Consider the following 20,783-nt stretch of genomic DNA (forward strand, 5'->3'; position numbering starts at 1 on the left):
TTGCATTTCTCCACGCATGCGATGATTTCCGGAGTGTAGTGGTCTAATGAAACCGGACACCCATTTAGGCGAGAATGCTCGCCAGATAGAGGTGTCTGATGACCAAACAACGTCGTTCCTTTTCCGCTGAATTCAAACGCGAGGCCGCAGGCCTCGTGCTCGATCAAGGCTATAGCCATATCGAAGCCAGCCGCTCGCTTGGTGTGGTTGAGTCCGCGTTGCGCCGCTGGGTTAATCAGCTTCAGCAGGAGCGCACCGGCGTTACTCCGCAGAGTAAAGCGCTGACGCCAGAGCAACAGAAAATCCAGGAATTGGAAGCTCGAATCGCTCGACTTGAGCGGGAGAAATCCATTTTAAAGAAGGCTACCGCGCTCTTGATGTCGGAAGAGCACGAGCGCACACGCTGATTGATCAGTTAAGTACCCAAGAGCCGGTCGATTGGCTTTGCGCAGTCTTTGATGTCACTCGTTCGTGTTACTACGCCCACCGCCTCAGGCGCCGAAGTCCCGACGTTGAGCGGCTTCGGTTGCGCAGTCGGGTCAACGAACTGTTTACGCAAAGTCGAAGCGCTGCCGGTAGCCGCAGTATCGTGTCGATGATGCAGGAAGACGACGAGCAGATCGGGCGGTTCAAGGTGCGAGGCCTGATGCGGGAACTGGCGCTAGTCAGCAAACAACCTGGATCACATGCCTACAAACAAGCGACGGTCGAGCGGCCTGACATTCCGAATATCTTGAATCGAGAGTTTGATGTTCCGGCACCCAACCAGGTCTGGTGTGGCGACAGCACCTACATCTGGGCTCAAGGGAAATGGCATTACCTGGCTGTGGTGATGGATCTTTACGCGCGCCGAGTAGTGGGCTGGGCGCTGTCGAACAAGCCGGATGCGGATCTGGTCATCAAGGCGTTGGACATGGCTTACGAGCAGCGTGGCAAGCCTCAAGGGCTTTTGTTTCACTCGGATCAGGGCTCGCAATATGGCAGCCGCCAGTTTCGCCAACGGCTCTGGCGTTACCGCATGCGCCAGAGCATGAGCCGTCGTGGGAACTGTTGGGACAATGCGCCGATGGAGCGTGTGTTCCGCAGCTTGAAAACTGAATGGATACCGACCGTCGGCTACATGACAGCTCAAGAGGCGAATCGCGACATCAGCCATTACTTGATGCATAGGTACAACTGGATTAGACCGCATCAGTTCAACAATGGGCTGGCCCCGGCTCAGGCCGAGAAAAAACTTAACGTCGTGTCCGGGATTAGTTGACCACTACAAAGACTCTGCCGCAACGTGAGCGTGGCAAATCCTTTAGCAGCTGAATAGCTCGCGGGGAGAGTGGGACGGTTCTTGGTAGCCCGTTCTTGGTCGCTGGAAGATGAGCGGTTTTGCGATCCAAATTCACATGCTTCCAGCGCAACTCGAATAGCTCACCACGGCGCATGGCTGTCTCAATTGCGAGTTGCACTATGGACCGTATCCAAGGGTTGTGCGAGGCGTCCGCATAGGTTCCATCGGCACGGCGCTCCCGAAGCTCCAAGGCGCTGAGGATGTATTGTTCTTCAATCGGGTCCAGGCGTCGTGAGCGTTCGTCGTTATAGCTAGGGCGGCTGACCATCCGCACCGGATTCTCGGCAAGATGAATTCCCCATTCGCGGCGAGCAACCTCAATCACGCATTGAAACAATGCCAGCTCACGCTTGACTGTATTGCCCTTGCGGATCTTCAGGCGCTCGTCACGGTAGCGGGCGAAGTCGGAGGAGGTGAGGGTGGCGACGATACGTGTTGCCAGTGGATGGCGCTTAAGCGCTTCCAGGCGTTTGATTTCCGAATAGGCGCCTTTGTGCTTCGGAGCGATCTCGGAGATGTAGCGATCAATGAGTTGATGAAAGGCGGTGCGTTCAGCCTCGACGCGAGAGACAAAAATGCCTCGGTCGATTTCGCTTTCAATCATGCGCGCCCAGGCTTGCGCATCGGCTTTGGTTTCGAAGGTTTTTCGTTGGGCTGGATAGCCCTTGCGACGGATTTGCGCTTCCCACTGATACTCGCCGCGATTCCTGATTGTTGCCATTTCGACCATTCCCGCCACATTTAAGTGTGGCAAATTTGTGGCAAAAACGACTTTCAGGACTAGGACAGGTTTCTGTCTGGAGCGCTATCCCCTTGTAATACAAGGGAAAGAAGATGGTGCACCAGGCGGGATTCGAACCCACGACCCCTGCCTTCGGAGGGCAGTACTCTATCCAGCTGAGCTACTGGTGCAGCGGGCGACATCATACCTAGGTCGGCTCGGGGCGTCCATGCCGGGATTTTGCGGGTTTTGTCAGGGCGCGTGTCCGTTGAAATCGCTGCATTCCTTAAAGCTGTAACGTCCTGCAAAAGGCTCGCTTGGCGCTTTGGCAGGACTGTTCTATGGTTTTGCTGCGGCGGGGGTTTTGGCGCGTTGATCTGAAAAATCCAACAAAAGCGGCGTTTTTGTTCTTTTTTTCGAACGACCTATTGTCCTTTAACCCCTTTGATCCTACGATCCGTTTGAGATTTCAAACGCTCTTTGGACAGGGTGTTGCAGCGCAGGTGGTTCGAATCGAGCACTGTTGATGCGCCACGCCCGGTCTCTGATTTCCCTGACGGCAGCCTTGCGAGGCGCCTTTCTACAATCATAATTTTGCTCCGCGCAGGCCGCGGTGCTGTTAAGGAAAGCCGACATGCAGCTTAAAGACACCCTGTTGTTCCGCCAGCAAGCCTTCATTGATGGCGCTTGGGTCGATGCGGACAACGGTCAGACGATCAAGGTCAACAACCCGGCCACCGGCGAAATCCTCGGCACCGTGCCGAAGATGGGCGCAGCTGAAACCCGCCGCGCGATCGAAGCCGCCGACAAAGCGCTGCCGGCCTGGCGTGCACTGACCGCCAAGGAGCGCGCAGGCAAGCTGCGTCGCTGGTTCGAACTGATGATCGAGAACCAGGACGACCTCGCGCGCCTGATGACCCTCGAGCAGGGCAAGCCGCTGGCCGAAGCCAAGGGCGAAATCGTTTACGCCGCTTCGTTCATCGAGTGGTTCGCCGAAGAAGCCAAGCGCATCTATGGTGACGTGATTCCGGGCCACCAGCCGGACAAGCGCCTGATCGTGATCAAGCAACCGATCGGCGTCACCGCCGCCATCACCCCGTGGAACTTCCCGGCCGCGATGATCACCCGTAAGGCCGGCCCGGCACTGGCCGCCGGTTGCACCATGGTGCTCAAGCCGGCGTCGCAAACCCCGTTCTCCGCGTTCGCTCTGGCCGAACTGGCCCAGCGTGCCGGCATTCCAAAAGGCGTGTTCAGCGTGGTCTCCGGCAGCGCCGGCGATATCGGCAGCGAGCTGACCAGCAACCCGATCGTGCGCAAACTGTCCTTTACCGGCTCGACTGAAATCGGTCGTCAGCTGATGTCGGAATGCGCCAAGGACATCAAGAAAGTCTCGCTGGAACTGGGCGGTAACGCGCCGTTCATCGTGTTCGACGACGCGGACCTGGATAAGGCCGTCGAAGGCGCGATCATTTCCAAGTACCGCAACAACGGCCAGACCTGCGTCTGCGCCAACCGTCTGTACATTCAGGATTCGGTGTATGACGCGTTCGCCGAGAAGCTGAAAGTCGCAGTCGCCAAGCTGAAGATCGGCAACGGTCTGGAAGAAGGCACCACCACTGGCCCGCTGATCGACGAAAAAGCCGTGGCCAAGGTGCAAGAGCACATTGCTGACGCCGTAGCCAAAGGCGCCACCGTGCTGGCCGGTGGCAAGCCGATGGAAGGCAACTTCTTCGAGCCGACCATCCTGACCAACGTGCCGAAAGACGCTGCCGTGGCCAAGGAAGAAACCTTCGGCCCGTTGGCGCCGCTGTTCCGCTTCAAAGACGAAGCCGAAGTGATCGCGATGTCCAACGACACCGAGTTCGGTCTGGCTTCCTACTTTTACGCTCGCGACCTGGGCCGTGTATTCCGTGTGGCCGAAGCGCTGGAATACGGCATGGTCGGCGTCAACACCGGGCTGATCTCCAACGAAGTCGCGCCATTCGGCGGCATCAAGGCCTCGGGCCTGGGCCGTGAAGGCTCCAAGTACGGCATCGAAGATTACCTGGAAATCAAATACCTCTGCCTGGGCATCTAAGCCGAGAAAGGGATCGCTGCAAACGCAAAGGGCACGAGAGCGCTGTCCCTTTGCGTCGTTTCAAACCGGAATTTTCTCTGCGGCCAGGAACGCCGTGGCAGTCGATCATCGCATGCTGCCACCGTCGATTTCTCCCGCTTAATCCTTGAACCACGCCGCCCGATGAGCGGTGAATGAGGACTGTAATGAGCAAGACTAACGCTGAACTGATGGCCCGCCGTACCGCAGCTGTTCCACGTGGTGTTGGCCAGATTCACCCGATCTTCGCTGAGTCGGCGAAGAACGCGACCGTGACTGACGTTGAAGGTCGTGAGTTCATCGACTTCGCCGGCGGTATCGCTGTACTGAACACTGGCCACGTGCACCCGAAAATCATCGCTGCGGTGACCGAACAACTGAACAAGCTGACTCACACCTGCTTCCAGGTACTGGCCTACGAGCCGTACGTTGAGCTGTGCGAAAAGATCAACGCCAAGGTGCCAGGTGATTTCGCCAAGAAAACCCTGCTGGTGACCACCGGTTCCGAAGCGGTGGAAAACGCCGTGAAAATCGCCCGCGCCGCCACTGGCCGTGCCGGCGTGATCGCCTTCACCGGTGCCTACCACGGTCGCACCATGATGACCCTGGGCCTGACCGGTAAAGTCGTGCCTTACTCGGCCGGCATGGGCCTGATGCCAGGCGGCATCTTCCGTGCGCTGTACCCGAACGAACTGCACGGCGTGAGCGTCGACGACTCGATCGCTTCCATCGAACGCATCTTCAAGAACGACGCCGAGCCGAAAGACATCGCCGCGATCATCATCGAGCCTGTGCAGGGTGAAGGTGGTTTCTACGTCGCGCCGAAAGAATTCATGAAGCGTCTGCGCGCTTTGTGCGACCAGCACGGCATCCTGCTGATCGCTGACGAAGTACAGACGGGCGCTGGCCGTACCGGCACTTTCTTCGCCATGGAACAGATGGGCGTTGCGGCCGACCTGACCACTTTCGCCAAATCCATCGCCGGCGGTTTCCCGCTGGCCGGTGTCTGCGGCAAGGCCGAATACATGGACGCCATCGCCCCAGGCGGCCTGGGCGGCACCTACGCCGGTAGCCCGATTGCTTGCGCCGCGGCCCTGGCCGTGATGGAAGTGTTCGAAGAAGAGCACCTGCTGGACCGCTGCAAGGCAGTCGGTGAACGTCTGGTTACCGGCCTGAAGGCCATCCAGGCCAAATACCCGGTGATCGGCGAAGTGCGTGCCCTGGGCGCGATGATCGCGGTCGAGCTGTTCGAAAACGGCGACAGCCACAAGCCAAACCCGACGGCTGTTGCGGCTGTCGTGGCCAAGGCGCGTGACAAGGGCCTGATCCTGCTGTCCTGCGGCACCTACGGCAACGTTCTGCGCGTCCTGGTACCGCTGACTTCGCCGGACGAGCAACTGGACAAAGGTCTGGCGATCATCGAAGAGTGCTTCTCGGAGCTGTAAGCCCCGACACTGTGTGATCAGCTCGACAAAAAACCCGCTTCGGCGGGTTTTTTTACGCCCCTGAAACAGATCTATCGCTTTTGCACTGTATCGAATGGCCAGCATTGGCTAAGGTTCAGGCATTGCAAGGGAGAGCGCGCATGACTGCCGTTGATTTACCCGCCGTACCCCGAGTGCTGATTGCCGAGGCCGATCCGTGGTCCCGGGACCTGCTTAAACAAGTGCTGCTCAACGTCCGTTGTGATGCACGGCTGGACCTGTGTGCCGACGGCCAGCAAGCCATTTCATTGCTCAGCGAGGTGCCGTACGACCTGGCGATCGTCGATTGGGAGTTGCCCGGTGTCGACGGTTTGAACGTGTTGCGCAGCGTGCGCCAGCGCAAACGCAATCCGCCGTTGCCGTTCATTCTGATGAGCAGCCGCAACGACAGCGCCAGTGTGCGCGAAGCGTTACCGCTGGCCCCCACGGCCTACCTGACCAAACCCCTGAACATGGAAAGCCTGACCGAGCGTCTGCAGGGCTTGCTGCTCAATGCCGGGGAAGAAGTGTTCTGTGAAGTGCCCGTCCTGGCGCCGGGCATGACCTTGTCGGTGTTCCTCGAGCGCCGCCGCGAGCAGGCCGATGGCGCGCCATTGATGACGGATGTGCAGGTGGCAGTCAAACGCAGCCTGAACCCGAACGGCCTCGATCTGAAGTTGCTGGAAGAAGAGATCAAAACCGATCCGCAGATCACCGCGGTGTTGATTGCGGCGGCCAACAGCGCGGCGCAGCACTATGGCGCGCCCGTGCAGACCCTGGCGCAAGCGCTGCATCGGCTGGGTACCGGGCAGAGCATGAACCTGATTCTCGGCCTGGCGCTCAAGCGCAGCGCCAGACTCAGTGATCCGTGTCTGGCCGATTACGCCGAGCGTTATTGGGGGCTGTCGCTGCACACGGCTGAATACGCTCGCACACTGGCGCGCCTGCTCGACCTGGATCAGGAGCGCTGCTATTGCGCAGGCATGTTGCATCGCCTCGGCGATCTGGCGTTGTTGCGTTGTTTGCAGGAGTGGAAGCAGGCCGGCGGCGAACTGGATGAGTGGACGGAGGTGGGCGACGCGCTTGAGGCGTTTGGCGCGGCTTACGGTTCGGCGTTGCGCACCCGCTGGCGCTTGCCGCTGGAGCTGCGTGAGTTGATTGCGTCGGCCTACCAGCTCGGTGGCGGGGTTTACTCCCGTGAGGCGCTGGTGATGAACATGGCCGCGCAGATGGCCCGCCTGACCGAGCATGAGGGCGTCGAGGAACTGGCCAAGAGTCGTACGGCGCGGTTGCTGAAGATCGGGCTGCCGGAGTTGATGCGGATGCGTAAATAACCTGGCTTACTGCCAATCACTGTGAGCGCGGGCTGGCCGGCGATGGCGTCGGCGCAGACAACATCTTTGCTGGATGCGCTGGCCAGCCCGCTTCCACAGGTTTTTTGGTGAATTCAAACAGCGGCTATGCAGAGATGATGCGGTTCTTGCCCTGGCGCTTGGCTTCGTACATCGCCGCATCCGCCCGGGCGAAGAGGCTGTCGAGGCTGTCGTCGTTCTCCATGAGACTGGTCAGGCCCTGACTGACGGTGATGCCGAAGCTCTGACCGTCATGGCTGAAGCTCAAACGCTGAATTTCCTGTTGCAGGCGCTGGGCCACTTGCATGGCCATGTCCGGCGCACAGCCCGGAAATACTGCCGCAAACTCTTCTCCACCAATCCGTCCGAACAGATCCCCCCGACGTAACGACCCTCGCCCGCACTCGGCAATGCGTTGCAATACGTTGTCGCCTTCAGGGTGGCCGTAGGTATCGTTGATCACTTTGAAGTCATCTATATCCAGCAACAGAAACCCCATCTGCGAGCCTTGCAGGCGTGCCGCGCTGAATTCGCGGTTGGCGCATTCGAAGAAATGGCGGCGGTTGCTGCTTTGGGTCAGCACGTCGGTGGTGGCCAGGCGTTGCAGCTCGGTTTCCATCTGCTTCTTGTCGGTGATGTCCTCGGCGATGCCGACGATGATCACCGGTTGCCCGGGTTCGTCCTGACGGTTGATAAAGCATTTGTCGCTGAGCCAGCGCACCGAGCCGTCGGCCGCGATGATCCGGTACTCGCGATCTTCCACGGCGCCTTTGTGCAGGACTTCGGCGAGGCTGCGTTCGGCGTATTCCAGATCGTCGGGATAGATGCTGTCGCGCCACTGGTTGTAGTCGGCCAGCAGCAAACCGGCCGAGCGGCCGAAAATCCGTTCATAGGCGGGACTGACGTACAGCACCTGACGGGTTTCCCAGTTGAAGGCCCAGAGTACGGCGTTGACGCTTACCAGCAGCGAGCTGAACAGCTGTTCGCGCTCGCTCAGCCGGGCGACTTCGCCTTGGGCGTGCATCAACGCCATCAGGGTTTGCGCGGCCTCGGGCCATTGCGGGAAGGATGAGTCTTTTTGGTTGTTGTTGACCATCGGCACAGATCTCAAAGGGCGTGCCGCATTTCGACAGCGGCCACAGTACAGCCCGCCGGGGTGGCGAAGTGTCTTTGAGATAGGGCTTTTGGTGCTAAGTTCCGTGCATTTGTGGCGAGGGAGGTTGCTCCCGCCGGGCGGTCGTGGCGACGCGTTTCATCAATGAGAACGCGTCGTCAGGTTTTCGCTCGTTTCGCTACCGATCAGGGATGAATCCCCTCGCCACAGGGGATCATTCACCAAAATCAGACCGCTGCAGGGCGCAACGAGTAGGTTTTCAACTGGTCGGCAAATTCGCGCAGGGACTGAATGCCGCTGGCCTCGGCCTCGTGAATCCAGTCCTTGATGGCGGCGAGCATGTCGTGGCCATTTGCGCTGGTCTTGACCCAGATCTGCTGCAGGGCCAGACGTTTTTCGTAAATTACCTTCAGCGCCTGGCTGTGCTCGAGCATGTTCTGGATGCGCAAGTGATGACGCTCTTCCAGCAGACTGGTTTCCCGCGACAGCAAGCGTTTGGCGCGGTGGAACTGGTGGCGTACCGAATGATCGACCTTGGCCAGCTCCTGCTTGACCAGCGGACCGATCACCAACTTGCGGTACTGGGCCATGATCTGGAAGCGGTTGTTGAGGATCGCCATGGCGGTGTCCATGTCCAGATTGCCCTTGCCTTCGACACGGTGGGCGATCGGTGCCACACGCTGGACCTTGGCCAGACGCAGGAAGCAGAAGACCTTGATCCACGCCCAGCCGAGGTCGAACTCCCACTTCTTCACCGACAGCTTGGCCGAGTTAGGGTAGGTGTGATGGTTATTGTGCAGCTCTTCGCCGCCGATCAGGATGCCCCACGGCACCAGATTGGTCGCCGCGTCACGGCATTCGAAGTTGCGGTAGCCGATGGCATGGCCCAGGCCATTGACCACACCGGCGGCCCATACCGGGATCCACATCATCTGGATCGCCCAGATGGTGATGCCGATGGTGCCGAACAGCAGCAGGTCGATGACGCCCATGATCGCCACGCCCAACATCGGGTAGCGGCTGTAGAGGTTGCGTTCGATCCAGTCTTCGGGGCAGTTCTTGCCGTAGATGCGCAGGGTCTCCGGATTCTCGGCTTCGGCGCGATACAGTTCGGCGCCTTTGCGCAGTACGGTGGACAGCCCCTTGACGACCGGACTGTGCGGGTCGTCTTCGGTTTCGCATTTGGCGTGGTGTTTACGGTGGATGGCCGTCCACTCGCGGGTGTTCTGCGCCGTGGTCAGCCACAGCCAGAAGCGGAAAAAGTGTTTCAGGCCGGCATGCAGCTCAAGCGAGCGATGGGCCGAATATCGGTGCAGATAGACCGTGACGGCAACAATCGTCACGTGGGTCATCAGCAGGGTAACTGCGACCAGTGACCAGGCCGACAAGCCAAGAAAACCTTCGTACCACATAGGCTATAGGGCCCTCGATAAAGATAAAAACAGCCGTTGCATTATCACCAAGCACACAGATAAAACCAGTCGCCCTTTTAGATAAGAGTCGCTGGATGTTTCTTGACCTATAATTCCAACCTTTTTTGTAGGGACATGGATAGCCGAATGCCTGCCATTTATCGCGATGCTTTGCGTGCAGCGCTGCTCTATCTCGTGCTTGCCGTCCTCTGGCTGCTGGGCACTGATCATTTATTAAACAGTTTCTTCGATAACGCCGTCGATCTTGCCCATTGGCAACTGATCAACGGTTACGTCTTTGCGGCAGTCAGTGCCGGGCTGATTTTTCTGGCGAGGGCGCGTTTGTGCGAGTTTCTCGGTATCGGTGCGCGTTTGCGTGAACGCCATGCCGATCGCGAGCGCCTGCGGCAGGCGGCGGCCGTATTCGACTGCACGCGCGAAGGCGTGTTGGTCACTGATCGCCAGGGCCTGATCGTGCACGTCAACCGGGCGTTCATCGAGATCACCGGATATCAGCGCGAAGAAGTCATCGGTCAGCAGCCCAGTCTGTTCAAGTCCGGTCATCACCCGCCGGGCTTCTATCAGGCGATGTTCGCCACGCTGGAGGCCAAAGGCGAGTGGAGTGGCGAGATCTGGAACCGTCGTAAAAGCGGCGAGATTTATCCACAGTGGCAAACCATCCGCGTCATTCATGATGACCAGAGCCGGCTCAGCCATTACGTCGCGGTGTTTTCCGACATCAGTGCGATCAAGGATTCCGAGCACGAACTCAAACACCTCGCGCACCACGATCCGCTCACGGATCTGCCCAACCGTCTGCTGTTCAGCGATCGTGCCGAGCAGGCGCTGGCGTCGGCGCAGGCGCACAAGCGCGGTTGCGCGTTGCTGATGCTCGATCTGGATCATTTCAAGATGATCAATGACAGCCTCGGCCATAACGTCGGCGATCGCTTGCTCAAAGCGGTGTCGGCGCGCTTGCAGGCGCTGTTCGGCCCCGGCATCACCCTGGCGCGACTGGGGGGCGACGAATTCGCCGTGCTGGTGGAAAGTTGTCCACAACCGGGGCAGGCGGCGGCATTGGCCCAACGTATTCTCGACGCGCTCAAGGAGCCGTTTCGCCTTGAAAGCCACGAGTTGTTCATCAACGTCAGCATCGGCATCAGCCTGTTTCCCAGCGATGCGTTGAGCGCCGACCAATTGTTGCGCAACGCCGATGCCGCGTTGTTCAAGGCCAAGAGCAGTGGCCGCAACGGTTATGCCCTGTACACCGAAGAACTCACCGCCCACGCCCAGCAACGGGTCGAAATCGCGTTCGAGTTGCGCCGCGCCCTGGAGCAGCAGGAGTTGCGGGTTTACTACCAGCCGGTGCATGACCTGAAAACCGGTCGCCTGATCGGCGTCGAAGCGCTGGTGCGCTGGCAGCATCCGCAGCGAGGCCTGGTGTCGCCGGCGGAGTTCATTCCGATTGCCGAACGCACCGGCTTGATCGCCGAAATCGACGACTGGGTGATGCAGCAGGCGTGCCGGCAGATGTGCGCGTGGCAGCAGGCGGGCGTGGTGTTGTCGTTTGTCGCGGTGAACGTGTCGTCGCGGCTGTTTGCCCGTCGCGAGTTATATCAACAGGTGGCGCAAGTGCTGCACGATACCGGGCTGAATCCGGCTTGTCTGGAGCTGGAAGTCACCGAAAGTGCGGTGATGGACGACCCGGAAGTCGCGCTGGAACAGATGCACCGTTTGCGTGAGCTGGGCATTCGCCTGGCCATTGATGACTTTGGCACTGGCTATTCGTCGCTGTTGCGGCTCAAACGTTTGCCGGTGCAGAAGTTGAAGATTGATCAGGGTTTCGTTGCCGGTCTGCCGTGGGACGAGGACGATGCGGCGATTGCCCGGGTGATCATCGCGCTGGCTCGCAGCATGGGGATGCAAGTGCATGCCGAGGGCATCGAGCAGGTCGAGCAGGCGGCGTTTCTGCTGGCGCAGGAGTGCGACCTGGGCCAGGGCTACTGGTTTGGGCGGCCGGTGCCGGCGGCGGAGCTTGATTGGGCGCGCGCGCCTGTTATCGGTTGAATCCGATCTTGTGGCGGGGGAGCTTGCTCCCGCTCGAGTACGATGCGCTCGGTTTTTTGGGTCTGCTGCGCAGCCCGGCGCGAGCAAGCTCCCTCGCCACAGGGGTTGCGGTGTTCTTGAGTACCGGGAAAGCGCGCAAACCCTTGTCCCGTCAGATAATGTTTTTCAGTTATATAAACATTCTTAAATAGTCTTTTTAAGAATATCTGCGCCTCTCTTATATTGCTCCCACGCCGAACGCAGTGCCGCCCACTGCCAGGCATATCCCATTCAAAGGAGCAGCACCATGAGCGCATCCCTTCGCAGCGTTGACGGTCAGGACGAAACCACCATCTTGCGTGAAATCCAGAGCGCCCTGCGCGATCTGCGGTTCGGCGCGGTGGAGATCACTGTGCACAACGCCCAGGTCGTGCAGATCGAGCGCAAAGAGAAATTCCGTTTGCAGCAACCCGGTAAACAACCGGGCTGATTTGAAGAGCCAAGGATCGCAGCCTGCGGCAGCGCCTGCAGGGGATTGTGCGCAGACGCTGCCGAAGGCTGCGATCTTTTGAACCGGCACCACGCTTTCCGAAATACATAAGAAAAAGCCACCACCTAGAATTCCAGGAGCTTTCACCATGTCGTCGATTCGCCGTTACGCTTTGGCCGCCCTGGCCAGCGCTGTGTTTGCCGGTTCCGCCGTTGCCAAGGATTACGAACTGCTCAACGTGTCGTATGACCCGACGCGCGAGCTGTATCAGGACTACAACGCTGAATTCATCAAGTTCTGGCAGAAGGACCATGCCGGCGACACCGTGAAAATCCAGCAATCCCACGGCGGTTCGGGCAAGCAGGGCCGTGCGGTGATCGACGGTCTGCGCGCCGACGTTGTGACCCTGGCCCTGGCCGGCGACATCGACGAAATCGCCAAGCTCGGCAAGACCCTGCCGGTCGACTGGCAGAAGCGTCTGCCGGACGCCAGCACCCCGTACACCTCGACCATCGTGTTCCTGGTGCGCAAGGGCAACCCGAAAGGCATCAAGGACTGGGGCGACCTGATCAAGAACGACGTCTCGGTGATCACCCCGAACCCGAAAACCTCCGGCGGTGCGCGCTGGAACTTCCTCGCCGCGTGGGCCTACGGCCTGAAAGCCAACGGCGGCAGTGAAGAAAAAGCCAAAGAGTACGTACAGACCCTGTTCAAGCACGTGCCCGTACTCGATACCGGTGCTCGCGGTTCGACCATCACTTTTGTCAACAACGGTCAGGGTGACGTGTTGCTGGCCTGGGAAAACGAAGCGTTCCTGGCGCTGAAAGAAGATGGCGGCGCGGACAAGTTCGACATCGTCGTGCCGTCGCTGTCGATTCTCGCCGAACCGCCGGTGGCGGTGGTCGACAAGAACGCCGAGAAGAAAGGCAACGAGCAGATCGCCGAAGCCTATTTGAAACACCTGTACAGCCCGGCCGGTCAGGAGATCGCCGCGAAAAACTTCTACCGTCCGCGTGACAAGGACGTGGCGGCGAAGTACGCCCAGCAGTTCCCGAAACTGGAACTGGTGACCATCGACAAGGACTTCGGCGGCTGGAAAACCGCGCAACCGAAATTCTTCAATGACGGTGGCGTGTTCGACCAGATCTATCAGGCGCAGTAATCTGACCCACAATGAGCCTGATGCTCAGGCACGAAACCATGTGGGAGCGGGCTTTTGTGGCGAGGGGATTCATCCCCGTCGGGCTACGCAGTAGCCCCGAAATCGGCAAATGCGGGAAACCAGGCACACCGCATGCGATGGTTTTGGGGCAGCTACGCTGCCCATCGGGGATAAATCCCCTCGCCACAGAGCCCGCTCCCACATTGATGCGTTTTTAACCAAGGACTTTTATGTCGCGTCGTATCTCCCCCGTCATACCCGGCTTCGGGCTGACGCTGGGTTACACCTTGGTGTACCTCAGCCTGATTGTGCTCATCCCGCTGGCGGCGATGTTCGTCCACGCCGCCCAACTCACCTGGGATCAGTTCTGGACGATCATCTCCGCCCCGCGCGTGCTGGCCGCTCTGAAGCTGAGCTTCGGCACCGCCCTGTGTGCGGCGATCATCAACGGCATCATCGGTACGCTGCTGGCCTGGGTGCTGGTGCGCTACACCTTCCCGGGGCGCAAGGTGATCGACGCGATGATCGACCTGCCGTTCGCCCTGCCGACGGCCGTGGCCGGTATCGCCCTGACCGCGTTGTACACCCCGACCGGACTGGTCGGGCAGTTCGCCGCCGACCTCGGTTTCAAGATCGCCTACACGCCGTTGGGCATCACCCTCGCGCTGACCTTCGTGACCCTGCCGTTCGTGGTGCGCACGGTGCAGCCGGTGCTCGCCGATATTCCCCGTGAAGTCGAAGAAGCTGCTGCCTGCCTCGGCGCGAAACCGCTGCAAGTGTTCCGTCATATCCTCCTGCCAGCGCTGTTGCCCGCCTGGCTGACCGGTTTTGCCCTGGCCTTCGCTCGTGGTGTCGGCGAGTACGGTTCGGTGATTTTCATTGCCGGTAACATGCCGATGAAAACCGAGATCCTGCCACTGCTGATCATGGTCAAGCTCGACCAATACGATTACACCGGCGCCACTTCCATCGGCGTGCTGATGCTGGTGGTTTCCTTCGTCCTGTTGCTGCTGATCAACTTGCTGCAGCGGCGTATCGAAACCCCATAAGGAGGCGCGAACCATGTCCCAATCGTCTATTGCGGCCGCGTCCTCGGCCAACGCTGCGCGCCGTGGCAGTGCCACTTCGCGCAGAATCCTGATCGGTCTAGGCTGGCTGATCTTTTTCCTGTTTCTGGTGTTGCCGCTGTTCATCGTGGTGTCGCAAGGTTTGAAGAACGGCCTTGGCGCGTTCTTCACTGCGATCTTTGAACCGGACGCGCTGTCGGCGCTGAAACTCACGGTGATCGCGGTGCTGATTTCGGTGCCGCTGAACCTGGTGTTCGGCGTCAGCGCTGCGTGGTGCGTGAGCAAATACTCGTTCCGCGGCAAGAGCATGCTGGTAACGCTGATCGACCTGCCGTTCTCGGTATCGCCGGTGATCGCCGGTCTGGTCTATGTGCTGATGTTCGGCGCCCAGGGCCTGTTCGGGCCGTGGCTGCAGGATCACGACATCCAGATCGTGTTCGCCCTGCCGGGCATCGTGCTGGCGACGATCTTCGTCACCGTGCCGTTCGTGGCCCGTGAGCTGATCCCGCTGATGCAGGAACAAGGCACTCAGGAAGAGGAGGCTGCGCGGCTGCTCGGCGCCAACGGCTGGCAAATGTTCTGGCATGTCACCGTGCCCAACATCAAATGGGGCCTGATCTATGGCGTGGTCCTGTGTACCGCACGGGCCATGGGTGAATTCGGTGCGGTGTCGGTGGTCTCCGGGCACATTCGCGGGGTGACCAACACCTTGCCGCTGCACGTCGAGATCCTCTACAACGAATACAACCACGTGGCCGCGTTCGCCGTGGCGAGCCTGTTGCTGATCCTGGCGCTCTTCATCCTGCTGCTCAAGCAGTGGAGCGAAAACCGTATCAACCGCCTGCGCGCCAGCGCCGCGGAGGAATAATTCATGTCGATCGAAGTGCGTAACGTCAGCAAGAATTTCAATGCGTTCAAGGCGCTGGACAACATCAGCCTGGACATTCACAGCGGTGAGCTGGTCGCGCTGCTCGGTCCGTCGGGCTGCGGCAAGACCACGCTGCTGCGGATCATCGCCGGCCTGGAAACCCCGGATCAGGGCAACATCGTCTTTCACGGTGAAGACGTCTCCGGCCACGACGTGCGTGATCGCAACGTCGGTTTCGTGTTCCAGCACTACGCGCTGTTCCGCCACATGACGGTGTTCGACAACGTTGCGTTCGGCCTGCGCATGAAACCGAAAAACCAGCGCCCGAGCGAAAGCCAGATCGCGACCAAGGTCCACGAACTGCTGAACATGGTGCAGCTCGACTGGTTGGCGGATCGCTACCCGGAACAACTGTCCGGTGGTCAGCGTCAGCGTATCGCCCTGGCTCGTGCCTTGGCGGTGGAGCCGAAAGTGTTGTTGCTGGATGAACCGTTCGGCGCCCTCGACGCCAAGGTGCGCAAAGAGCTGCGCCGCTGGCTCGCGCGTTTGCACGAAGACATCAACCTCACTTCCGTTTTCGTGACCCACGATCAGGAAGAAGCGATGGAAGTCGCCGACCGTATCGTGGTGATGAACAAGGGCGTGATCGAGCAGATCGGCTCACCGGGTGACGTTTACGAAAACCCGGCCAGCGACTTCGTTTATCACTTCCTCGGCGATTCGAACCGCTTGCTGCTCAGCGACGACAACCACGTGCTGTTCCGCCCGCACGAAGTGTCGTTGTCCAAACATGAGCTGGAAGATCACCATGCCGCTGAAGTGCGCGATATCCGCCCGTTGGGCGCGACCACGCGGGTGACGTTGAAGGTGGAAGGGCAGACGGATCTGATCGAGGCCGAAGTGGTGAAAGACCATGACAGCCTGATCGGCCTAGCCAAGGGTGAAACCCTGTTCTTCAAACCGAAGGTCTGGCAGAAAGTCGCTAACCTCTAAGATCAAAAGCTTCGCGAGCAAGCTCGCTCCCACAGGGAACTCGGTCGGACATGAAGTTTGTGTTCAGCACCCGTCCACTGTGGGAGCGAGCTTGCTCGCGAAAGGGATCTACACAGCCGCACGATTCGGATTGACTCGCACCACCCCCGCCCGCGCTTCGATCTGCTCTTTCAGTTCATGGCGCATGCCGAGCATGAACGCCAGTTCGGCGACGACAAACAACGGCCCGACAATCAGCCCGCTGACGTCATCGACAAACGCCGGTTTGCGCCCTTCATAGTGATGGCCGACAAACTGGATCACCCAGCCGATCACAAACATCGCCAGCCCGCTGCTGAGCCAGACCAGGGTGCTCTGCTGTGCCAGCGCGTGTCCGGCCCAGACCGACAGGCCCATCAACAGCGTCATCAGAGCGCCAAGCTTCAGTTCCAGGCGCAGGTAGAACCACGCCGAAGCCAGTGCCAGCAGCACCGCCGGCGATAGCCACAAGCCGCCCAGTGACCACTCTGGTCGCGACAACAGCACCGCCACCGCCACCACAATCAGCGGAATGCCGATAAAGTGGCTGGCGATGTTGCGTGGGTCACGGTGGTAGGCGGCGTATTGACTCAGATGATCGACGAGGCTTTTCATTGTTGTTCCTCCTGTAGGGTGAGCGCAGCATGCCCCGGGTTCGGCGTTCGCTCTGTCAGGCAGGCGACAATTGGGAGTGATCATGGATAAGCGTTCACAGTTGATGACCGGGCAATGGTTCAGTCATCTGCCGGCATCCTTTCAGGATAGTCTGCTGGCGGCAGCCCGGGAGCGGCGGCTGACGGCGGGGCAGCGCCTGTTCCAGCGCGGCGATGCGCCGTGCGGGTTGTACGCGGTGCTCGACGGCGCGATCCGCATCGGCGCGGTCAGCGAGCAGGGCAAGGAGGCGTTGCTGAGCCTGGTGGAAGCGCCGCACTGGTTCGGCGAAATCTGCCTGTTCGACGGTCAGCCGCGCACCCATGATGCTTACGCCGTCGGGCCGTGCACCCTGGTGAACATTCCACAGACCACCTTGCTGAAAATTCTCGACGAGCACCCGCTGTACTGGCGGCATCTGGCGCTGCTGATGAGCCAGAAATTGCGCCTGACCTTCATCAACCTCGAACAGCTCAGTTTGCTCCCGGCCCCGGCGCGTCTGGCCCATCGTCTGCTGATGATCGCCGAAGGCTACGGCGAACTCGACCCGCCCCGGCGGATGCTGCAACTGCCGCAGGAACAACTGGCGTCGATGCTGTCGCTGTCACGGCAGACCACCAACCAGATCCTCAAGGATTTGCAGGCTCAGGGGATTATCGGACTGGGTTACGGCGAGATCGAGATCCTCGATGCCGCGCGATTGCGGGCACTGGCCACACTCTAAAATCTGGCACCGATCCATTGTAGGGGTGAGCCTGCTCGCGATAGCGGTGTGTCAGCCAACACATCATGAACTGATTCACCGTTATCGCGAGCAGGCTCACTTCTAAAGGGGCAACGTGCGTGACTTACGAACCGCGATAGGTCGAGAAACCATACGGGCTGAGCAGCAACGGGATGTGGTAGTGCTGGTCAGTCTGCTTAACCTGGAAAATCACAGGAATCTCCGGGAAAAACGTCTCGCGTTTGGCCTTTTCGAAATACTCGCCAGTCTTGAACACCACCCGGTACTCGCCGGCCTCGAAAGGCTGTTTGGCCGGGAACAGTTCGGCGATGCGCCCCTGTTCGTTGGTGGTGCCCTGAGCCAGCGGTTGCCAGTTCTGGCCGACGTGTTTTTCCAGGGTCACGTTGATGCCGGGGGACGGCAGGCCGTTTTCCAGATTGAGCACGTGCACGCTCAGTGGATTGCCGGCGGCCAGCGCCAGGCTGGAAACGGCGCTCAGGCCGAGTGCGGCGAAGGTCATGCGCAGGGTGGTCATGGTCAGACTCCTTATTGGGAACGGGTGAGGGTCAGGCCGGCCTGTTCGGCGGCCTTGATGGCACAGCTTTCGTCTTGCTCGCCGCCACCGGAGCCGGCCACGCCCATGGCGCCGACCAGTTCACTGCCGGCAAATAACGGGATGCCGCCGCCGAGCAACAGCAACTCGTCGAGGGTGTTGAGGTTGGCGGTGTCCGGGTTGCTGCGGGCGCGCTCGGCGAACAGCCGGGTCGGGGTTTTCGTCGACAGCGCGGTGTACGCCTTACGCTGACTGGCGGCGGTGTTGTGCGAGCCGATGCCATCGCCGCGCAAGGTCACCAGCAGGTTGCCGCCACGGTCGAGCACCGACACCGTGCCCGTGCAGTTACTCATTGCCGTATCGGCCAGCAGGCGTGCGGTTTTCAGATCAAGGTCGGCGTGACGCGGCAGGTCAGGGCCAGCGAAGGCGCTGGCGCTCAGGCCGATGGCGAGGCTCGCGGCAAGGTATTTGAAGGTCATGAGCAGGCTCCGAAAGCGAAGGACCTCACCTTAGCCGCCGGTCTTCGTCAGAACCCCGTCAGTCGGATTACAAGTTTGTAATGGGCAATCGCGCCGAAGGCGCCTAGCCTGTGTGCTTGATCAATCGAGGTGTGCCATGCGTTTGCTGGTCGTAGAAGATGAAGCCAAAACCGCGAATTTCCTGGCCAAAGGCCTGGGTGAATCGGGTTTTGCTGTGGACGTGGCACTCAATGGCCTCGACGGGCGCTACTTCATCGAGCAGCAGGAGTACGACCTGATCATCCTCGATGTGATGCTGCCGGGCCTCAATGGCTGGCAACTGCTGCAACTGATCCGCCAGCGCGGCGCCACGCCGGTGTTGTTCCTCACCGCCAAGGATGCCATCGAAGACCGCGTGCGCGGCCTTGAACTGGGCGCCGACGATTACTTGCTCAAGCCCTTCGCGTTCGCCGAATTGCTCGCGCGGGTGCGCACGTTGCTGCGACGCGGGCCGATGCGCGAGGCCGAGTCCTACAGCATCGCCGACCTCGAAATTGATGTGCTGCGCCGCCGGGTCAGTCGCGGCGGCCAGCGTATTGCCCTGACCAACAAGGAATTTGCCCTGCTGCAACTGCTCGCCAGCCGTCAGGGCGAGGTGCTGTCACGCACACTGATCGCCTCGCAGGTGTGGAACCTGAATTTCGACAGCGACACCAACATGGTCGAAGTCGCGGTGCGTCGCTTGCGGGCCAAGGTCGATGACCCGTACATGCCGAAACTGATCCACACCGTGCGCGGCGTCGGCTATCAGCTGGAAGCGCCCGACGATGCGCGCTAGGTCGATCGCCTGGCGGCTGGCGCTGGCGTTCGCGGTGGTCTGCGCGTTGGTGCTCAGTGCGATTGGCGTGTTTCTCTACCGCTCGCTGGCGTCGGAGATCGCTTACCGCGATGACCTGGCCTTGCTCGGTCGACTCGAGCAGGTGCGCGCGTTGCTCGCGGACAGCGACAGCCTCGACGCCTTGCAGGCGCGGCCGCGGCTCTATCAAAACATGCTCGGTAACCTCGACAGCCTGTTGCTGGTGCGGCGCGCCGACGGATCGAGCGTGATCGGCATCAACCCTCGGCAGCGCGCATTGCCGCCGCTCAAGGCGATCCCCCGCGAGCAGACGCCGCAGCGCCGCGACGTGCTGACCTGGCAGGCACCGGACGGTGCCGAACTGGCGCTGTTGTCCGGTGAAGCCCGAGGGCCGAACGGCGAACCGCTGACAGTGATCGCCGGCAAGGTGCTCAGTGAGCGCGAGCAGATGCTCGGCCGTTATCGCATGCGTCTGTATCTGGCAGTCGGGCTCGGCGCATTGCTGGCGTTCGCGTTGGGCCTGGTGTTGCTGCGCCGTGGCCTGCAACCGTTGCGCCAATTGAGCGAAGCGGTGCGCGGAATCGACCTGCGCAGCCTCGATCAACGGTTGTCGGCGAGCGGTACGCCGGCCGAGCTGCTCGAACCGGTGCAGGCGCTCAACGGCATGCTCGCGCGCCTGGACGACAGCGTGCAGCGGCTGTCGCAGTTTTCCGCCGACCTCGCGCACGAAATCCGCACGCCACTGCACACCTTGCTGGCGAGCAACGGGCAAGCGCTGAATCACCCGCGCAGCACGGCGGAGTATCAGGAGTTGCTGGCGTCGAACATGGAAGAATTCGAACGCCTCAAGCGCATGGCCGAAAATCTGATGTTCCTCGCTCGCGCCGAGCAGGCGGAGCGGGCGCTCGACTTGCAGACGCTGGATCTGCATAGCCTCGGCGGCGAGCTGTGCGATTACTTTGAAGCCTTGGCCGATGATCGTCAGTTGCGCCTGGAAAACCAGCTGCACGGCGAACTGTTGGCCGACCAGCAATTGCTGCAGCGCGCCCTCGGTAATCTGCTGGCCAACGCGGTGCGCCACGCCGATACAGGCACGCTGATCAGCCTGCGGCGCTGCGATGAGCCGGGCGTGTGCTGGTTGCAGGTGCATAACCACGGCCCGGCCATTGCGCCGCAGCATCTGGGCAAATTGTTCGATCGCTTTTATCGCGTCGATCCGTCACGGGCGGAGCCGGGGGATTCCGGTGGGCTGGGGCTGGCGATCGTGCAGTCGATCATGCAGTTGCATGGCGGGCGGGTGCGGGTGAGCAGTGATGCGAGTGGCACAGTGTTTGAGTTGGGCTTTGAGTTGATCTGACAGGCCTCTTCGCGAGCAAGCTCGCTCCCACAGGGTTTGGG

At 60.4% G+C, this 20,783-nt stretch carries 19 protein-coding genes and 1 tRNA gene; 13 read left to right on the top strand and 7 right to left on the bottom strand.

What is annotated here, in order from left to right; genetic code table 11:
* The first annotated feature begins 98 nt into the window (after positions 1–98).
* Positions 99–1,261, top strand: a protein-coding gene (locus HV782_RS01970) for an IS3 family transposase (RefSeq protein ID WP_217890336.1) whose coding sequence is annotated in 2 segments (ribosomal slippage) — positions 99–360 and positions 360–1,261 — 1,164 coding nt in all. Because the reading frame shifts where the segments join, the coding sequence is not laid out codon by codon here.
* Here HV782_RS01970 and HV782_RS01975 read toward each other — a convergent pair.
* Both HV782_RS01975 and HV782_RS01980 read right to left on the bottom strand, forming a co-directional pair.
* On the bottom strand, positions 1,254–2,072 hold the full coding sequence (locus HV782_RS01975; RefSeq protein WP_225931050.1) for an integrase: 819 nt from the start codon (positions 2,070–2,072) through the stop codon (positions 1,254–1,256). The two genes, HV782_RS01970 and HV782_RS01975, sit on opposite strands and share 8 nt — an antisense overlap.
* Before the next feature lie 105 nt (positions 2,073–2,177).
* Positions 2,178–2,254, bottom strand: a tRNA-Arg gene (locus tag HV782_RS01980).
* Positions 2,255–2,697: 443 nt separating this feature from the next.
* On the opposite strand from HV782_RS01980, the gene gabD reads away from it, so the two are divergent.
* The 3 genes from gabD to HV782_RS01995 all read left to right on the top strand — a co-directional run bounded on the left by gabD (position 2,698) and on the right by HV782_RS01995 (position 6,955).
* Positions 2,698–4,140, top strand: coding sequence for an NADP-dependent succinate-semialdehyde dehydrogenase (gene gabD, locus HV782_RS01985; protein WP_025113404.1), 1,443 nt, complete (start codon positions 2,698–2,700; stop codon positions 4,138–4,140).
* 185 nt (positions 4,141–4,325) lie between these two features.
* On the top strand, positions 4,326–5,603 hold the full coding sequence (gene gabT, locus HV782_RS01990; RefSeq protein WP_186748074.1) for a 4-aminobutyrate--2-oxoglutarate transaminase: 1,278 nt from the start codon (positions 4,326–4,328) through the stop codon (positions 5,601–5,603).
* Between the two features lie 140 nt (positions 5,604–5,743).
* On the top strand, positions 5,744–6,955 hold the full coding sequence (locus tag HV782_RS01995) for a response regulator (RefSeq protein ID WP_123470434.1): 1,212 nt from the start codon (positions 5,744–5,746) through the stop codon (positions 6,953–6,955).
* Positions 6,956–7,079: 124 nt separating this feature from the next.
* Here HV782_RS01995 and HV782_RS02000 read toward each other — a convergent pair whose 3' ends face one another.
* Both HV782_RS02000 and desA read right to left on the bottom strand, forming a co-directional pair.
* Positions 7,080–8,069, bottom strand: coding sequence for a GGDEF domain-containing protein (locus tag HV782_RS02000; RefSeq protein WP_128613552.1), 990 nt, complete (start codon positions 8,067–8,069; stop codon positions 7,080–7,082).
* A 245-nt stretch (positions 8,070–8,314) separates the two neighbouring features.
* Complete coding sequence (gene desA, locus HV782_RS02005; protein WP_186748073.1) at positions 8,315–9,499, bottom strand: delta-9 fatty acid desaturase DesA; 1,185 nt, start codon at positions 9,497–9,499, stop codon at positions 8,315–8,317.
* Between the two features lie 147 nt (positions 9,500–9,646).
* Here desA and dibA point away from each other — a divergent pair, with 147 nt between their 5' ends.
* The 6 genes from dibA to HV782_RS02035 all read left to right on the top strand — a co-directional run bounded on the left by dibA (position 9,647) and on the right by HV782_RS02035 (position 16,125).
* Positions 9,647–11,566: a phosphodiesterase DibA gene (gene dibA, locus HV782_RS02010; RefSeq protein ID WP_186748072.1), complete on the top strand. Its 1,920-nt coding sequence runs from the start codon at positions 9,647–9,649 to the stop codon at positions 11,564–11,566.
* Positions 11,567–11,852: 286 nt separating this feature from the next.
* Positions 11,853–12,035: a sulfur starvation response protein OscA gene (gene oscA / locus HV782_RS02015; RefSeq protein WP_034151822.1), complete on the top strand. Its 183-nt coding sequence runs from the start codon at positions 11,853–11,855 to the stop codon at positions 12,033–12,035.
* 148 nt (positions 12,036–12,183) lie between these two features.
* On the top strand, positions 12,184–13,197 hold the full coding sequence (locus tag HV782_RS02020; protein ID WP_186748071.1) for a sulfate ABC transporter substrate-binding protein: 1,014 nt from the start codon (positions 12,184–12,186) through the stop codon (positions 13,195–13,197).
* Positions 13,198–13,427: 230 nt separating this feature from the next.
* A complete protein-coding gene (gene cysT / locus HV782_RS02025; protein WP_007952818.1) occupies positions 13,428–14,246 on the top strand; it encodes a sulfate ABC transporter permease subunit CysT in 819 nt (272 codons plus the stop codon).
* A 13-nt stretch (positions 14,247–14,259) separates the two neighbouring features.
* On the top strand, positions 14,260–15,132 hold the full coding sequence (gene cysW, locus HV782_RS02030) for a sulfate ABC transporter permease subunit CysW (protein ID WP_007952817.1): 873 nt from the start codon (positions 14,260–14,262) through the stop codon (positions 15,130–15,132).
* A 3-nt stretch (positions 15,133–15,135) separates the two neighbouring features.
* Positions 15,136–16,125: a sulfate/molybdate ABC transporter ATP-binding protein gene (locus HV782_RS02035; RefSeq protein WP_123470446.1), complete on the top strand. Its 990-nt coding sequence runs from the start codon at positions 15,136–15,138 to the stop codon at positions 16,123–16,125.
* Positions 16,126–16,233: 108 nt separating this feature from the next.
* Here the strand turns inward: HV782_RS02035 and HV782_RS02040 are convergent, their stop codons facing one another.
* The gene (locus HV782_RS02040) at positions 16,234–16,758 is read right to left on the bottom strand and encodes an Mpo1 family 2-hydroxy fatty acid dioxygenase (protein WP_186748070.1); all 525 of its coding nucleotides are present in this window, start codon (positions 16,756–16,758) and stop codon (positions 16,234–16,236) included.
* Between the two features lie 82 nt (positions 16,759–16,840).
* On the opposite strand from HV782_RS02040, the gene HV782_RS02045 reads away from it, so the two are divergent.
* Positions 16,841–17,518: a Crp/Fnr family transcriptional regulator gene (locus HV782_RS02045; protein WP_128614027.1), complete on the top strand. Its 678-nt coding sequence runs from the start codon at positions 16,841–16,843 to the stop codon at positions 17,516–17,518.
* Between the two features lie 124 nt (positions 17,519–17,642).
* Here the strand turns inward: HV782_RS02045 and uraH are convergent, their stop codons facing one another.
* Both uraH and HV782_RS02055 read right to left on the bottom strand, forming a co-directional pair.
* Positions 17,643–18,053 carry a hydroxyisourate hydrolase gene (gene uraH / locus HV782_RS02050; protein ID WP_123470452.1) on the bottom strand — a complete coding sequence of 137 codons (411 nt, stop codon included), beginning with the start codon at positions 18,051–18,053 and terminating at the stop codon, positions 17,643–17,645.
* Between the two features lie 11 nt (positions 18,054–18,064).
* Positions 18,065–18,550 (bottom strand): GlcG/HbpS family heme-binding protein, encoded by a 486-nt coding sequence (locus HV782_RS02055; RefSeq protein ID WP_186748069.1) that lies wholly within the window; start codon positions 18,548–18,550, stop codon positions 18,065–18,067.
* A 136-nt stretch (positions 18,551–18,686) separates the two neighbouring features.
* Between HV782_RS02055 and HV782_RS02060 the strand changes: the two genes are divergently transcribed.
* Both HV782_RS02060 and HV782_RS02065 read left to right on the top strand, forming a co-directional pair.
* Positions 18,687–19,367: a heavy metal response regulator transcription factor gene (locus HV782_RS02060; RefSeq protein WP_123470456.1), complete on the top strand. Its 681-nt coding sequence runs from the start codon at positions 18,687–18,689 to the stop codon at positions 19,365–19,367.
* On the top strand, positions 19,357–20,742 hold the full coding sequence (locus HV782_RS02065; protein WP_186748068.1) for a heavy metal sensor histidine kinase: 1,386 nt from the start codon (positions 19,357–19,359) through the stop codon (positions 20,740–20,742). The genes HV782_RS02060 and HV782_RS02065 overlap by 11 nt, the downstream gene beginning before the upstream one ends.
* The last annotated feature ends 41 nt before the right edge of the window (positions 20,743–20,783 follow it).

It is taken from the genome of Pseudomonas monsensis (genome assembly GCF_014268495.2).
GTDB lineage: Bacteria > Pseudomonadota > Gammaproteobacteria > Pseudomonadales > Pseudomonadaceae > Aquipseudomonas > Aquipseudomonas monsensis.

What these genes read in the sequence shown, in the direction of transcription:
- gabT (WP_186748074.1), top strand. Translation starts at nt 4,326, where the DNA reads ATGAGCAAGACTAACGCTGAACTGATGGCCCGCCGTACCGCAGCTGTT.
- HV782_RS01995 (WP_123470434.1), top strand. Translation starts at nt 5,744, where the DNA reads ATGACTGCCGTTGATTTACCCGCCGTACCCCGAGTGCTGATTGCCGAG.
- HV782_RS02035 (WP_123470446.1), top strand. Translation starts at nt 15,136, where the DNA reads ATGTCGATCGAAGTGCGTAACGTCAGCAAGAATTTCAATGCGTTCAAG.
- uraH (WP_123470452.1), bottom strand. Translation starts at nt 18,053, where the DNA reads ATGACCACCCTGCGCATGACCTTCGCCGCACTCGGCCTGAGCGCCGTT.
- HV782_RS02055 (WP_186748069.1), bottom strand. Translation starts at nt 18,550, where the DNA reads ATGACCTTCAAATACCTTGCCGCGAGCCTCGCCATCGGCCTGAGCGCC.
- desA (WP_186748073.1), bottom strand. Translation starts at nt 9,499, where the DNA reads ATGTGGTACGAAGGTTTTCTTGGCTTGTCGGCCTGGTCACTGGTCGCA.
- cysW (WP_007952817.1), top strand. Translation starts at nt 14,260, where the DNA reads ATGTCCCAATCGTCTATTGCGGCCGCGTCCTCGGCCAACGCTGCGCGC.
- HV782_RS02000 (WP_128613552.1), bottom strand. Translation starts at nt 8,069, where the DNA reads ATGGTCAACAACAACCAAAAAGACTCATCCTTCCCGCAATGGCCCGAG.
- HV782_RS01975 (WP_225931050.1), bottom strand. Translation starts at nt 2,072, where the DNA reads ATGGTCGAAATGGCAACAATCAGGAATCGCGGCGAGTATCAGTGGGAA.
- dibA (WP_186748072.1), top strand. Translation starts at nt 9,647, where the DNA reads ATGCCTGCCATTTATCGCGATGCTTTGCGTGCAGCGCTGCTCTATCTC.
- HV782_RS02040 (WP_186748070.1), bottom strand. Translation starts at nt 16,758, where the DNA reads ATGAAAAGCCTCGTCGATCATCTGAGTCAATACGCCGCCTACCACCGT.
- HV782_RS02065 (WP_186748068.1), top strand. Translation starts at nt 19,357, where the DNA reads ATGCGCGCTAGGTCGATCGCCTGGCGGCTGGCGCTGGCGTTCGCGGTG.
- gabD (WP_025113404.1), top strand. Translation starts at nt 2,698, where the DNA reads ATGCAGCTTAAAGACACCCTGTTGTTCCGCCAGCAAGCCTTCATTGAT.
- HV782_RS02045 (WP_128614027.1), top strand. Translation starts at nt 16,841, where the DNA reads ATGGATAAGCGTTCACAGTTGATGACCGGGCAATGGTTCAGTCATCTG.
- cysT (WP_007952818.1), top strand. Translation starts at nt 13,428, where the DNA reads ATGTCGCGTCGTATCTCCCCCGTCATACCCGGCTTCGGGCTGACGCTG.
- HV782_RS02020 (WP_186748071.1), top strand. Translation starts at nt 12,184, where the DNA reads ATGTCGTCGATTCGCCGTTACGCTTTGGCCGCCCTGGCCAGCGCTGTG.
- HV782_RS02060 (WP_123470456.1), top strand. Translation starts at nt 18,687, where the DNA reads ATGCGTTTGCTGGTCGTAGAAGATGAAGCCAAAACCGCGAATTTCCTG.
- oscA (WP_034151822.1), top strand. Translation starts at nt 11,853, where the DNA reads ATGAGCGCATCCCTTCGCAGCGTTGACGGTCAGGACGAAACCACCATC.